12 protein-coding genes are annotated in these 13,364 nt (G+C 72.9%); 6 read left to right on the top strand and 6 right to left on the bottom strand.

What is annotated here, in order from left to right:
* Window positions 1-65 precede the first annotated feature (65 nt).
* The gene (locus AB0M59_RS36370; protein ID WP_364624497.1) at window positions 66-2,864 is read left to right on the top strand and encodes a glycohydrolase toxin TNT-related protein; all 2,799 of its coding nucleotides are present in this window, start codon (window positions 66-68) and stop codon (window positions 2,862-2,864) included.
* A 44-nt stretch (window positions 2,865-2,908) separates the two neighbouring features.
* On the opposite strand, the gene AB0M59_RS36375 is transcribed toward AB0M59_RS36370, so the two are convergent.
* Window positions 2,909-3,496: a pentapeptide repeat-containing protein gene (locus AB0M59_RS36375; protein WP_364624499.1), complete on the bottom strand. Its 588-nt coding sequence runs from the start codon at window positions 3,494-3,496 to the stop codon at window positions 2,909-2,911.
* A gap of 25 nt (window positions 3,497-3,521) precedes the next feature.
* Entirely contained in the window at window positions 3,522-3,980 is a 459-nt protein-coding gene (locus tag AB0M59_RS36380) for a VOC family protein (RefSeq protein WP_364624501.1), read from the bottom strand.
* Window positions 3,981-4,055: 75 nt separating this feature from the next.
* Here AB0M59_RS36380 and AB0M59_RS36385 point away from each other — a divergent pair, with 75 nt between their 5' ends.
* From AB0M59_RS36385 to AB0M59_RS36400, 4 genes are read left to right on the top strand one after another with little or no spacing between them, the layout of a single operon-like run.
* Window positions 4,056-4,871: a helix-turn-helix domain-containing protein gene (locus AB0M59_RS36385; protein WP_364624503.1), complete on the top strand. Its 816-nt coding sequence runs from the start codon at window positions 4,056-4,058 to the stop codon at window positions 4,869-4,871.
* Complete coding sequence (locus tag AB0M59_RS36390) at window positions 4,840-5,268, top strand: acyl-CoA thioesterase (RefSeq protein WP_364624505.1); 429 nt, start codon at window positions 4,840-4,842, stop codon at window positions 5,266-5,268. Before AB0M59_RS36385 ends, AB0M59_RS36390 begins: the two co-directional genes overlap by 32 nt.
* A gap of 31 nt (window positions 5,269-5,299) precedes the next feature.
* Complete coding sequence (locus AB0M59_RS36395; RefSeq protein ID WP_364624507.1) at window positions 5,300-5,605, top strand: methyltransferase domain-containing protein; 306 nt, start codon at window positions 5,300-5,302, stop codon at window positions 5,603-5,605.
* On the top strand, window positions 5,512-6,027 hold the full coding sequence (locus AB0M59_RS36400; protein ID WP_364624509.1) for a methyltransferase domain-containing protein: 516 nt from the start codon (window positions 5,512-5,514) through the stop codon (window positions 6,025-6,027). Before AB0M59_RS36395 ends, AB0M59_RS36400 begins: the two co-directional genes overlap by 94 nt.
* Here AB0M59_RS36400 and AB0M59_RS36405 read toward each other — a convergent pair.
* The 4 genes from AB0M59_RS36405 to AB0M59_RS36420 form a co-directional block, all read right to left on the bottom strand.
* Complete coding sequence (locus AB0M59_RS36405) at window positions 6,020-9,325, bottom strand: error-prone DNA polymerase (RefSeq protein WP_364624511.1); 3,306 nt, start codon at window positions 9,323-9,325, stop codon at window positions 6,020-6,022. The genes AB0M59_RS36400 and AB0M59_RS36405 overlap by 8 nt on opposite strands.
* Window positions 9,326-9,877 carry a hypothetical protein gene (locus AB0M59_RS36410; RefSeq protein ID WP_364624513.1) on the bottom strand — a complete coding sequence of 184 codons (552 nt, stop codon included), beginning with the start codon at window positions 9,875-9,877 and terminating at the stop codon, window positions 9,326-9,328.
* A gap of 2 nt (window positions 9,878-9,879) precedes the next feature.
* Window positions 9,880-11,442, bottom strand: coding sequence for a DNA polymerase Y family protein (locus AB0M59_RS36415; RefSeq protein WP_364624553.1), 1,563 nt, complete (start codon window positions 11,440-11,442; stop codon window positions 9,880-9,882).
* Between the two features lie 409 nt (window positions 11,443-11,851).
* Window positions 11,852-12,550 carry a hypothetical protein gene (locus AB0M59_RS36420; RefSeq protein WP_364624515.1) on the bottom strand — a complete coding sequence of 233 codons (699 nt, stop codon included), beginning with the start codon at window positions 12,548-12,550 and terminating at the stop codon, window positions 11,852-11,854.
* Between the two features lie 279 nt (window positions 12,551-12,829).
* Here AB0M59_RS36420 and AB0M59_RS36425 point away from each other — a divergent pair, with 279 nt between their 5' ends.
* Window positions 12,830-13,297: a GNAT family N-acetyltransferase gene (locus AB0M59_RS36425; protein ID WP_364624517.1), complete on the top strand. Its 468-nt coding sequence runs from the start codon at window positions 12,830-12,832 to the stop codon at window positions 13,295-13,297.
* The last annotated feature ends 67 nt before the right edge of the window (window positions 13,298-13,364 follow it).

Consider the following 13,364-nt stretch of genomic DNA (forward strand, 5'->3'; position numbering starts at 1 on the left):
TACCGCACCTCGCATCACCCGAGGTCAGACCGGGTGCCACCGGGTCGCCGAGCGGCAAAACCCACATGCGGGGTGCACTCGCGCGCGCGAACAGTCAAAATGTCCCCGTGGCACAACCGACGACGCAGCTGAACGCGACCGAGCAGGACACCCTGGTCAAGCAGATCGGACTTGCCTTGCTGCGTGCCGCCCCGCGCGACTGGCGCAAGGTCTCGGCGGAATACCGAGCCGTCGGGAGGTACCACGAGCTGACCGGCGAGATCGTCACCGAAGACGGCACGGTGCACGAGTGGCTCGCCACCCACGACATCGCGACCCTCTTCGGCAGGCTGCGCGGGGGCATGTACCGCGACGGCCGCGGAACGTGGTTCAACGCGCGGTACCAGCTCGACCACCCGTCCAGCTACAACCTCGAGTACAACCGCGACGAGCCGGTGTGGAACCTCGCGCCGCCGCCGCAGGCCTACTCGGACGAGCTGCGGATGTTCCCGCGCACCGAGGAGAACGTGCCCGAGTGGCTGATCCGGCGGATGTCCGGGCTCGGCCCGGAGCAGCCGGGGCCGCACTTCCGGATCGCCCGGATCTTCGACACGATCGGCCCCGCCGGCCGCCCGGTGATCAACCGCCCCGACCTCGAGGTCGAGGAGCAGGACCGCCTGCTGGAGTACCTCGACCACGCGCCGCTGGTCGTCACCGAGCGCGGCTACGACATCGACCGGCTGGCCGCGACGCCCGAGGCCACCGTCCCGGTCGCGTTCCACAGCGACGGCCAGTGGATCTGGCCCGCCGCCGTCAACTTCTACCTGCGCAAGTACGGCGTTTCGCCCGAGTCGGACCTGGTCGAGCACGTCCGCGCGGTCGGCTTCAAGCTGCCGCCGATCGACGAGCCGACGCTGCAAGCCGCCGGCGCGTACCTGACCCGGGGCAACCAGCCGCCCCCGCAGCAGCAGCGCCCGGTCGGACCGCCGCCGGGGCCGCCTCAGGGGCCCCCTCCCCAGGGTCCGCCGCCCCAGCAGGCGCCCGCGGGCCCGCCGCCGACCATGGTCGCCCCGGCGGTGCCTGTCGTGCCGCCGCAGCAGCACCAGGAGCCGCCCGCGCCGGTGGAAGCGGCGGCGCACGCCCCCGAGCCGGAGGCCCCGGCGGAGGAGCACGCCTACGCCGAAGGCGCCGAGTTCGCCGAAGAGGGCTACGACGACCAGGAGTTCGACGACCGCTTCGCCGAGGAGGACTCCTACGGCGAGGAGGAGTACGAGCACCCCGAGCACGCCGCCGGCTCCAACGGCACCGCGCCGGAGCCGGGCCGGGTGCCCGACCTCGAGGAGACCGCGGAGTACGTCCCCGACCAGCCGATCGGGCACGAGGAAGAGCCGCACGACGGCGTGAGCCGGTCCTCGCACGAGGCCGAGGGCGGCTTCGCCGACGAGCAGGCACCGGAGCCCGCCTCCCACCGCGAGGACGACGCCCACTCCGCGTTCGAGACCGGTCTCCACCGGGACGACGAGCCGGCGCACGCGGCGTTCCCGCCGGATGCGGACGAGCCCGCGCACGCGGCCATCCAGCCCGGTGAGGACGAGCCCGCGCACGCGGCGTTCCAGCCGGAGCCCGAGGCCTTCCCGCCGGGCCGGCCCCGGCCGGACGAGGCGTCGCGCGGCGGGGGCCGGCGGTCCGCGTTCGACCCCGGTCCGCCGACCATGATCACCCAGACCGACGTGCCCGGCGTGCTGCCGGTGCCGGAGCCGACGGCGCCCGAACCCGAGCCCGCGCCCCGCTCGGGCCGTCGTGCGCTGCGCCGCGAAACCCCGGACCACCCGGTGCTCGCCGGCCTGCAGACCAAGCTGGACGAACTCGAAGTGCCCGAGAGCGGCTACAAGCTGGGCGAGCCCGCCGAGCACGGGTGGAGCGTCGAGGAGGTCGACGACGGCTGGCGCGTCGGCTGGTACGACGGCAAGCTCAGCAACCCCGCGGTGTTCGGCGACGCCGAGGACGCGGCCGCGTTCATGCTCGGCAAGCTGCTGCTCAACCCCGAGGGCCACGTGCCCGAGGAGCCGCCCGCCCCGGAACCGGAACCGGAGCCCGAACCCGAGCCGGAACCGGCGCCGCAGCGGGTCGTCGCGACGCTGTCGCCGGAGGTCGCGACCGGGTCGTACCCGGTCCGCAAGCCGGAGCCGGTGCCCGCCCAGGAGCAGACGGCGTTCACGAGCGCCGAGGAGCTGTTCGGCGATCTGGAGGACGACGAGCCGCCGGCCCCGCCGCGCCAGCCCGCCCCGCCCGTGCCGGTCCCGGCCGGACCGGTCCCGGCCGGGCCCCCGGTGGCTCAGCAGCAGGCCGGCCCGCCGCCGGTGGCCCCCGCGCCGCCCCGGCGCGAACCGCCGTCCACGCCGACCGTCCTGGCCGCCCCGGTGCCGCAAGGTGCCCCGCCGGTGGCGCCGCTGGGTGCCCCGCCCGCGCCGCCGCGTCGTGAGGAGCCGGTCCGCCCGGCCGTCAACGGCGGGGGTGGCGGTGGCCAGCAGCAGTGGCCGATCGGGCCGATGGCCGGTGAGCCGCCGCTGACGCTGTTCCGCGGCAAGGAGCTGCGCGAGCTGCCCGCGGGCAGCGAGCTGGACCGCTTCGGCGGCCCGACCGGCAACCTGACGTACGCGGCGGGCACGCCGTTCGCCGAACGGTCGCTGGTGCCCGAGTGGGTGAACCGGCCGTACCACGTCTACCGGGTGCAGCGGCCGCTCGAGGCGCTGGCCGGCGTCGCGATCCCGTGGTTCAACCAGCCGGGCGGCGGGTCGGCGTACCTGCTCCCGGCGTCGATCGAGGAGCTCGTCGCCGAGGGCGACCTGATCGAGCTCGACCCGGGCGAACCCCCGATCGACTGATCCGTTCGAAGACCCCGGCAGCGCGCTGCCGGGGTCTTCGCGTTTCAGCGGATGACGAGCCCGTGGGCGGCGGCGAAGGAGATGGCCGTCTCGACGTCGACCTCGGCTCCCCGCAGATCGGCCTGTACCAGGGCGTTCGCATCGAGACGCGCGCCGCGCAGGTCCGCGCCGTCGAGCTTCGCGGCTTGGAGACGGGCGCCGGTCAGGTCGCTGCCGCGCAGATCGGCGCCGGCGAGATCGGCCTCGGTCAGGTTGGCTTCGCGCAGCCGCAGCCCGGACAGGCCCAGCTTGCGCAGCCGCGCCTTCGCGAGCGACGCCAGCGAGAGGTCGCACTCGGTGAGGGCGATGCCGGCGAACCCGCACTCGGCGAACGACGAGCCGAGCAGCGAGCACGACGTCCAGCGGCTTTCGACGAGCACCGTGCGGTCGAAGGTGCACGAGCGGAACGCGGACGCGTCGTGCCGGGAGCGCGACAGATCGGCCCGGCCGAACAGGCAGTCGTCGAAGGTGCAGCCGCGCGTGCGCAGCCCGCTCAGGTCCGCCCCGGTGAAGTCGCACCCGGTGAACCGGCGCTTTTCCCACCACTGCCCGGACAACACCGCTTCGCGGTAGTCCTCCCCCGTCTCCAGCACGGGCCCCAGGGTGCCACACCGGTGATCAGAGCTTCGCACCCTGGACGTAGTTCATCGCCTCGATGTACTCGGGCAGTTGCGCGCGGCGCGTCATCTCGGCCTCGTCCAGGTTCTCCAGGCGCGTCTGGATCCACCACAGGTTGCCGAAGGGATCACGCACGCGCCCGACGCGGTCGCCGAAGAACAGCACCGTCTGGCGAGTCACCTCGGTCGCCCCCGCTTCGATCGCGCGTCGCTGCGTTTCTTCGCTGTCCGGCACGTAAAGCCGCAGGAAGGCGGGAGTGGCGGCCCAGTCGTCCGGCGAGTCGAACGCCATCACGACCGCGTCGCCGATGCGGACTTCCGCGTGGCCGATCTTCCCGTCCTCCCCGACGACGCGGCCGAGCTCTTCGGCACCGAAGGCCCGCTTCAGGAAGTCGAGCAATCCGGCGGTGTCGTGGCCGATGATCCACGGCGTGACCGTCGTGTAGCCCTCGGGAACCATGTTTCCTCCTCGGTAGGTGTGGCTTCGACCGTAAGATCGAAATAGGTCAGATCCTGACCGCTGCATACTGGCTCCATGGGAATCCCCCTGCGGCCGATGGCGGCGCGGTCGGTGTACCGCGAAGTCCCGCCGCCGCCCGGGCTCGAGGCCGTGCTCGCCTGCGGCTGGCACGGACGCACCGGCTGGGCGCGGCCGCTGCGCGTGCTCCCGGACGGCTGCGCGGACCTCGTCTGGGACGGTGACGCGCTCACCGTCGTCGTCACCGTCGGCGCTCCCCTGCGGCTGTGGGTGCCTGCCGAAGCGTCGCGGGTCGGCGTGCGGCTGCGGTGCGGGGCCGCGGCCGCCGTGCTCGGGACGTCCATGCCGGAGCTGCCCGCGGGCGCGACCCGGCTGAGCGACCTCTGGGGCGCGGACGCCCGGCGCGCCGAAGAGGACTTGGCGACGACCGACGATCCCGAGGTCCAGCGCGGGATCCTCGAAACGCTCGTCGCCCGGCGAAGCGCGTCGCCGGGCCGACGGGTGCTGGCTGCCGTTCAGGCCCTCGGCGCGACCACGCGGACGTCCGATGTCGCCGTGGGAATCAGCGAACGCGCGTTGCGGCGGCACTTCGTCCACGCCGTCGGCGCCGGGCCGAAGCAACTGCAGCGCGTCCGGCGGTTCCAGCGGTTCCTGGGCCTGCTCGAACCCCTGGCCGCCGGGCGGACGTCGCTGGCCGGCGTCGCCGCCGGGCTCGGGTACGCCGACCAGTCCCACCTCGGCCGCGAATGCCGCCGCCTGTCCGGCTCCTCCCCCGCGGCACTCGTGCGCGTGGCCGAAAAGTTCCAGACGGCACCTGGGTCCGCGCGCCACGATCGTCCGCATGTTCCGAGTCACCATCGCGGTGCGCGCTGACGACCTCGACGTCAACGGCCACGTCCGCGGCCCGGCCTACCTCGCCTACGCCGACCACGCGCGCTGGGTGTGCGTGCGGGCCGCGGGCATCGACCCGGCCGAGCTGGCCGCGCGCCGGATCGGCCCGGTGAACCTGGAGACGACCGTGCGGTTCCACCGCGAGCTCGTCCCGGGCAGCGAGGTCTCGGTCAGCTGCGCGTTCGAGTGGGGCGAGGGCAAGACTTCCCACGTGGTTCAGGAATTCCACGCGCCGGACGGCACGTTGGTCGCTTCCGTGTCGTCGGTGTCCGGCTTGCTGGACCTCGACCGGCGGCGGCTGCTGCCCGACCCCGGCGCGTATTGGCTGGAGCTGGCCGCCCACCCGGAGCTGCTGGGCCTCGAGCCGAAAACCGGGTGATCTTTCGCGGCCCGCTCACTACGGTGACGCCGTGCCCGACCACGACTACGTCGACCCGTATCTCGCCTCGCTCTACGACGTGATGAACCCGCGGGAGAGCAGCGGCGACTTCGCGTTCTACCTGCCGATGATCATGACGGCGGAGTCGGTGCTGGACGTCGGCTGCGGCACCGGTTCCCTGCTGCACTGGGCACGCGAGTCCGGCCACAGCGGACGGCTCGTCGGCCTCGACCCGCCGAGGGCATGCTCCTCCAGGCCCGCCGCCGGGACGACGTCGAGTGGGTCCACGGCGACTTGTCGACCGCCGCCTGGGACGGCGAGTTCGACTTCGCCGTGATGACCGGGCACGCGTTCCAGGTGCTGCTCACCGACGAGGAGCTGCGGACGGCGTTCGCGGCGATCCGACGTGCCCTGAAACCCGGCGGCCGGTTCGGCTTCGACACCCGCAACCCGGCGAGACGTGCCTGGGAACGCTGGACGCCGTCGAACGTCTGGGAAGCCGGCGAAGTGCGGTCGTGGAACGACGCCGGACCGTTCGAGAACGGGTACGTCAGCTTCACGACGACGTATGAAAGCCCGGACTGGGACGCGCCGCGGTACAGCGAAAGCACACTTCGCTTCCTCGATGTGCCTTCCCTGAACGAGTTCATCGACGAGGCCGGGCTGGTCGTCGACGAGCAGTACGGCTACTGGGACCGTTCGCCGGTGACCGCCGACAGCCCGGAGATCGTCACGATCGTGCGGCGCCCGCTCACCTGAAGTCCCGCGACTTCGCCTTGATCCGCATCGGCAGTGCCTCGACGCGGTCGGCGAGGACGCTGACCACGCCGTCGGCCTTCTCCACCACCCCGCGGATCAGCAGCGCCGGGCTCGCGCGCGCGACGCGGTGGTAGCGCTGCCACAGGCCGAGCGTGCAGATCACGTTGATCATCCCCGTCTCGTCCTCGATGTTGAGGAAGGTGACACCGCCCGCGGTCGCCGGGCGCTGGCGGTGCGTGACGGCCCCGCCGATCAGCACGCGCGCGCCGTCTTCGAGGCCGGCCAGGCCGTTCGCCGGGACGACGCCGAGCTCGTCGAGGCGGTCGCGGATGAACTCGGTCGGGTAGCTGTCCGGCGACACCCCGGTGGCCCAGACGTCCGCCGCCGCGAGGTCGAGGCCGTCCATCCCGGGCAGCACCGGAGCCTGCGTACCGACCAGGCCCGGCAGCTTCTCCGGGCGTTCCCCGGCGACGGCACCCGCGGTCCACAGCGCCTGCCGGCGGTCACCGCCGAACCCGGCGAACGCACCGGCCGTGGCAAGCGCCTCGATCTGCGGGGTCTTCAGCCGCACGCGACGGGCGACGTCGGCCATGTCGGTGAAGTCGCCGTTCGCCTGTCTTTCGGAGACGATCCCCTTGGCGACCTCCTCGCCGATCATCCGCACGGTGCTCAGCCCGGTGCGCACCGCGTGTCCGTTGTCCGGCACCGGTTCCAGCGTCGCGTGCGGCAGGCTGCGGTTGATGTCCGGGCCGTGCACGGTGACGCCGTGGCGCCGCGCGTCGGCGACCAGCGACTGCGGCGAGTAGAAGCCCATCGGCTGCGCGCGCAGCAGGCCCGCCAGGAACGCGTCCGGGTGGTAGTACTTGAAGTAGGCGCTCGAAAACACGAGGTGCGCGAAGCTCAGCGCGTGGCTCTCCGGGAAGCCGAAGTTCGCGAACGCCTTGAGCTTCAGGAAGATCTTCTCGGCCAGCTCCGCTTCGACGCCGTTCGTGGCGGCGCCCTCGAGGAACCGCTGACGCAGCCTGTCCATCTTCCGGTCCGAGCGCTTCGACCCCATCGCGTGCCGCAGCTGGTCGGCCTCCGCCGCGGTGAAGTTCGCGACGTCCAGCGCGATCTGCATCATCTGCTCCTGGAACAGCGGCACGCCGAGGGTCTTCTCCAGGGCCGTCGCCAGCAGCGGGTGGTCGTAGTCCCACTCCTCGATCCCCTGCTTGCGGCGGATGTACGGGTGCACCGAACCGCCCTGGATCGGGCCGGGCCGGATCAGCGCGACTTCGACGGCGAGGTCGTAGAACTTGTCCGGCTTGAGCCGGGGCAAGGTGGCCAGCTGTGCGCGGCTTTCGACCTGGAACACGCCGATCGCGTCGGCGCGGCAAAGCATGCCGTAGATGTTCTGGTCGGTGAGGTCCAGCTCGGCGAGGTCGATCTTCTCGCCCTTGTACTCCTCGACGAGGTCGAGCATGTAGTGCAGCGCCGAGAGCATGCCGAGGCCGAGCAGGTCGAACTTGACGAGCCCGGCGGCCGCGCAGTCCTCCTTCTCCCACTGGATGACGCTGCGGTCGGCCATCCTCGCCCACTCCACCGGCACGACCTGGCTCACCGGCTCGTGGCACATGACCATCCCGCCGGAGTGGATGCCCAGGTGGCGCGGGAAGTCCTCGAGGGCGAAGGCGAGCTGCACGACCTCGTCCGGGATGTCGTGGTCGTGGTCCTTTTCGGTGCTGCGCAACGACCCCCAGCGGTCGATCTGCTTGCTCCAGGCGTCCTGCTGGCCGGGCGAGTAGCCCAGCGCCCGCGCGGCGTCGCGGACCGCCGACCGGGCTCGGTAGGTGATCACGTTCGCGACCTGCGCGGTTCTCAGGCGGCCGTGCTTCTCGAAGACGTACTGGATGGCCTCCTCGCGGCGGTCGGACTCGATGTCGAGGTCGATGTCCGGGTAGCCGTCGCGGTCCGGGGCGAGGAAGCGCTCGAAGAGCAGCTTGTTGGCCACCGAGTCGACCTTCGTGATGCCGAGCGCGTAGCAGACGGCCGAGTTCGCGGCCGAACCCCGGCCCTGGCAGAGGATGTCGTTCTTGCGGCAGAAGGTGACGATGTCCCAGACGATCAGGAAGTACCCGGGGAAGCCCAGCTTCTCGATGATCTCCAGCTCGTGCTCGACCTGTGCTTTCGCCTTTTCCTCGTGCGGCTTTCCTGCGAAGCGCTCCTTCACCCCTTCCTCGGTCAGCTTTCTGAGGTAGACCGCTTCGGTTTCCCCACCCGGAACGTCGAAGGGCGGCAGTTTCGGGGCGATCAGCTTGAGCGGGAAGGCGCATTCCATGCCCAGCAACGCACTCCGGCGGACGGCGCCGGGGTAGCGCCTGAACAGGACGTCCATTTCGGCGCCGCTGCGGAGGAATGCGGTGCCGGCCGCGGGCAGCCAGCCTTCGAGCTCGTCGATGCCGCGGCGGGCGCGGATCGCGGCGAGCGCGTCGGCGAGCGGGGCGCGTTCCGGCCGGGCGTAGTGCGCGGCGGTGGTGGCGACGGTCGGGAGGCCCAGTTCGCCGGCGAGCTTCGTCAGGACGTCGTTGTGCGTGCTGTCGAGCGGCTGGCGGTGGTCGGTGAGCTCGACGTAGACGTTGTCCTGCCCGAACCGATCGACGAGTTCCTTCAGTTTCTCCGCGGCGGCCGCCGGGCCGTGCGTGACGAGGGCGGAGCGCACCGCGCCTTTGCGGCAGCCCGTCAGGACCACGCACTGCCCGGCGACCTCCTCGGCGACCGCACCGAGGTCGTAACTGGGCCGGCCCTTTTCGGCGTCCTCGTGGATCTGGCCGGCGGTGATGGCGCGGCAGAGGGCCCGGTAGCCCTGGTCGCCGCGGGCGAGCAGCAGGAGGTGCTCGCCTTCGGGGTCGGCGACGCCGTTCTGCGGGGTTCGGAGGCCGAAGCTGAGCTCGGTGCCGAAGACGGTGTTGACGCCCAGTTCCCGCGCGGCCTCGGCGAAGCGGACGACGCCGTACATGCCGTCGTGGTCGGTGAGGGCGATGGCGTCCAGCTCCAGGCGCGCGGCTTCCTCGACGAGCTCTTCGGGGTGGCTGGCGCCGTCGAGGAAGCTGAAGTTGGAGTGGCAGTGCAACTCGGCGTAGGGGACGCGGACGGCCTCGCCGCCGTCGTCGTTGCGCCGGGCGGGGAGGTCACCGGGACGCTGGTAGGTCTCGCGGCGGCGGCCCCAGGCGGGGCTGTCGCCGTGGTCGCCGGGAGGCACCCCGCCGGCGAGGGTGCGGGCGAGGTCCTTCCAGCGGACGGGTGGGTTGTTCCAGCCCATTCAGCGGCTCCCGGGCTCGCGTTCTTCGGTTTCCCGTGCTTCCCGTGCTTCCCGGCGGCGGCGGTGCCAGTTGCTGGGGTGGTTCCGGCGGCTGCGGGCTTCGGCTTCGCTCATGACGCGCGGCTCCGCCGGGTGATCAGTCGCTTCGATGCGCGGACGCTCGCCAGGCCCGCTCAGGCGGCACCCGTTCTCCCGCGACGAGCGCGGGACCGGCAGCACGATCACCGGGCACACCCACTCGTCGTCGGCTTCGGGCTGCGCGCCTTCCGGCAGCTGTCCGCGAACCGACCACCGCTCCGAATCCGGCTGGGACACCGGTTTCCGGTCGTCGGCAGTACCCGCGTCACCGCTAGCGGGCCCTGGCTCGCCGGACGCCGGAGGCTGCTCGCCGCGAACCCATCCCCCGTCCGCAGCGGGCACCGTGTCCCGATCGCCGGACGCCGGGGCCGGCACTTCGCGAAACCACTCGCGCTCCTCTTCGGCTCGGCGGGGCGTTGTCCCCGGTTCGGCGCGCAGCCAGGCTCGGAGCTTCCGTGCGTAGTCCTCGTCCATGCTCAGTCGTACACTCCCTCGACCGTCCACAGTGGATTTTCTGTGCCCGCGCCGTGCACCAGCACCGCGTCGGGCGGGTCGTCCGGCTCGCCCGCGAGCAGCAGTTGCAGCCGCGCCCGCCGCGGACCCGGTCTTCGGCGGTCGCCCGCCAGCGGCCACGGCCCCGCCCAGCCCACGACCTCCCGCGGCGGGCCGCCGGTGATGCTCAGCCCGCGCGGGACCGCCGTGAGCTGCTCGCGCGCCGTGATGCCGACCGGCCCGCCCTCGGCGTCGTAGACCTGGGCCGGCACCGGGCGGTCGAGGACCGTCGCCGGGGACGGTGCCGGCAGCCGTCCCGGCCAGGTCGCGTCCGCCGGCGTCGAGTGTTCGCGCGGGTCGCCCCAGGGCACCAGCCGGACGCGGCCCGCCGGGTCGCGGCCGCCGTCGAGCACCGGCGTCAACACGCCCTCCGGCCCGAGCAGCCCCTGGACCCGCACGAACGCCCGCGCCGCGCGCTCGTCGTCCTCGTCGGAACGGCCGTTCTGCCACAGGTCGAGCTGCAGCGACCGTCCTTCGACGATCTCCTCGGGTTCCAGCCGCAGCCGCACCACACCCGACGTCGGACGTTGACCCGGCGCGGCGCGCAGCCAGCCTTCGAACTGCCAGCGCACGCGATCGGCGACCCCGGCGGGCGTCAGGGGTTCCGCGCACCGCCACGCGCGGCCGAGGTGTTCGCCTTCCTCGGTGACCGCGTAGATGCCGAGCCGGGTGCAGGCCAGGCCGTGCCCGGCCAAGCCGGCGCAGAACCGCGTAGCGAGGCCCTTGGCGAGGAACGCGGCGACGTCGACCCGCTCGACGACCGGGTCGAACTCCTCGGTGAGCGTCAGTTCGGGCGGCGGGCGTCGCCGCAACGGTGGACGTTCGGATCGGCCCCGCGCGAGCCGGTGAGCGAGCACACCGGCGGCGCCGAAGCGGTTGACGACGTCGCGCTCCGGGAGTTCCGCGAACGCGCCGAGCGTCCGCAAGCCGAGCCGCCGCAGCAGGTCGACGAGCTCCGCGCGCTCGGCGCCGGGCTGGTCGAGCTCGGTGACGGGCAGCGGGGCGAGGAACTCGGCGACGCGCCCGGGTTCGACGAACTCCCCGCACCGGGCGGCGAGCGTCGCGGCGAAGAGCCCTTCTGCGACGCCGACCTGGCACTCGACACCCGCGGCGGCGGACACGTCGTCGACGAGCCGCTCGACGAGGGCGTGCTCCCCGCCGAAGTACCCGGCGGCGCCGGCAACGGGGACGGCGACGAGCCCCGGCCGCACGACCTCGACCCCGACGACGAGCGCCTCGACCGCCCGCGCGACGGCCTCGAAGAGCCGCGCGTCCCGGCCATCGTCGGCGGCGAAGACGGCCAGGTCCGGACAGTTCGACTGCGCCTCCCGCCGCCGCATCCCCCGCCGGACACCGTTCCGCCGCGCGCCGGCATTGCCGGCGACAACGCGGTTGGCGCTGAAAACGGCGGCGGGCACGGTAACGGCAACACCGCCGACGGCCGCCGCGGCGACGACGGGCCAGTCCGGGCACCAGAGGACGAGCATCCGGGCGGGGAGGTCGGAGGAACGGCGTGGCGCGGGGACGGTCATGCGACCTCCTCGCGCGGGAGGCGAAGGCCCGCCGGGCGGGTGCGTTCGACGGCCCGAGGCGCGTGATCGGAGGGTCGGCTCGCGTGACCGAAGGGTCGGCTCACGCACCCCGAGGGGCGAGGCGCGTACCTGGGGAGTCGGCTCGCGTACCTCGATGGTCGGCTCGCGCACCCAAAGGGTCTGGCCGCGTACCTCAGGGGTCGGCTCACGTGGTTGAGCGGTCGACTCACGTGACCGAAGGGTCGGCTCGCGTATCTGGAGAGTTGGCTCGCGTGCCTCGTGTGAGCAGCAAGTCGGCTCGCGTAATTGGAGGGAAGGCAACGCAGTGGGCGCGCCGGGGTGGGGGTCCACTTTGGATTGGACCTCATGCGGTGGCCTCCTCGCGCGAGGCGAGGTGACTCGAAGCGGCAGTGATCGCGCCGGCGGGGCCGGGCAGTGCGAGCGTGGCCGAGGTCGGGCGGGCCGCCGCGCCGCGGCCGTGGACCCGGACCTGCACCCGTCGCTCACGCAGGTGGCCGTAGCCGTCCGCCAGACCGGACCACGCCGAAAGCCGGCACGACAGCTCGACATCCGCCCCAGGCCACCCGCCGGACGCCAGCAGCACCGCCCCGCGGTGGCGGGCCCGGGCCGACAACCGGCGCGCCACGGCTGCCTGCACCCTGTCCGCGTTGACCACCACCAGGTCCACGCCGTCGAGCAGCGCCGCGACCACCGCCGGGAGCTCCGCGCCCGGACGCGGGACCAGGGCCACCCGGTCCAGGTCCACGCCGTACTCGGCCGCCGCCGCCAGCCCCAGCGACGGCATGCCGACCACGGCCGCCCACGATCCGGTGGCCGTCGCCTCGGCGAGCAGCGCCACCAGCAGCGACGTCCCGCCGTGGACCGCCACCGTGCTCCCGCGCCGGAGCCCGGCCGCGGGCAGCAGCTCGGCAAGCGCCGGGACGACCGGGAGCACCTTCCCCGTCGCCCGCGCCCGCTCGGCCTGGGCCGCGACCCGGCTCGCCGTGCTGACCCCGGGCAGGGCCGCCAGCCGGGCCACCGGCGGCTCCACCACAGCAGTCACCGCACGCACCTCCCCACCACGGACTAGGCCGGCGGTCGGGCCTCTCCCAAAACGCGACCGACGGCACTGGTTCGCCGCGGGGAAGGCGGCGGTTCCACGTCGAACAAGTGTTCGACGTGGACAAGTCAACCGCGAACCACCCGAGGTGTCAAGTCACCCACTGGTGGGGCACGAACCCTTGGGGCGCCGGGCGCGTCCGAAGCGCCACGCAGCAGATCGATCACCCCGCGAAGGTAATGAAGTTGCCCGCGCTGAGCCCCGATCGCTAGACAGACCTGCGTGGAGCTCACCGAAGCCCGGCTCGAAGACTGCCCGGAACTGCTCGTCCTGCAACGCTGCTGCTGGGTCCAGGAGGCCGTCCTCAACGACACCCTCGACATCCCCGCGCTGCACGAAACCCTCGAAGACATCCGCGACTGGACGAAGACCTGGTCGGCGTGGGTCCTGCGCGACGAGCACCGGCTGGTCGGCGCCGTCCGCGCCCGGCTCGAGGGCGACTGCTGGGAGCTCGGCCGGCTGATGGTCGCGCCGGACCTCGCCGGCCGCGGGCTCGGCCGCCGGCTGCTCGAGCACGCCGAGGCGCAAGCACCCGCCGAGGCCCGCCGGTTCGCCCTGTTCACCGGCGCCCGCAGCACCCGCAACATCACGCTCTACCAGCGCGCCGGTTACCGGCTCACCGACGCGCCCGACGCCGGCGGCCACATCGACGGCGCGGTGTACTTGGAGAAAGAAGTCACACAGCGCTAAAAACCCGGTCCGCCCGCCTGACGCTGCGGCGTCGGCTAGATTTCCCGGTGACTTCTGGGGGTGGGCG

This window comes from Amycolatopsis sp. NPDC051371 (genome assembly GCF_040682155.1).
GTDB lineage: Bacteria > Actinomycetota > Actinomycetes > Mycobacteriales > Pseudonocardiaceae > Amycolatopsis.

Excerpts from the sequence above, each read along its gene's own strand:
- AB0M59_RS36370 (WP_364624497.1), top strand. The coding sequence starts at position 66 with ATGCGGGGTGCACTCGCGCGCGCGAACAGTCAAAATGTCCCCGTGGCA.
- AB0M59_RS36400 (WP_364624509.1), top strand. The coding sequence starts at position 5,512 with ATGCTCCTCCAGGCCCGCCGCCGGGACGACGTCGAGTGGGTCCACGGC.
- AB0M59_RS36405 (WP_364624511.1), bottom strand. The coding sequence starts at position 9,325 with ATGGGCTGGAACAACCCACCCGTCCGCTGGAAGGACCTCGCCCGCACC.
- AB0M59_RS36415 (WP_364624553.1), bottom strand. The coding sequence starts at position 11,442 with ATGCTCGTCCTCTGGTGCCCGGACTGGCCCGTCGTCGCCGCGGCGGCC.
- AB0M59_RS36390 (WP_364624505.1), top strand. The coding sequence starts at position 4,840 with ATGTTCCGAGTCACCATCGCGGTGCGCGCTGACGACCTCGACGTCAAC.
- AB0M59_RS36410 (WP_364624513.1), bottom strand. The coding sequence starts at position 9,877 with ATGGACGAGGACTACGCACGGAAGCTCCGAGCCTGGCTGCGCGCCGAA.
- AB0M59_RS36385 (WP_364624503.1), top strand. The coding sequence starts at position 4,056 with ATGGGAATCCCCCTGCGGCCGATGGCGGCGCGGTCGGTGTACCGCGAA.
- AB0M59_RS36380 (WP_364624501.1), bottom strand. The coding sequence starts at position 3,980 with ATGGTTCCCGAGGGCTACACGACGGTCACGCCGTGGATCATCGGCCAC.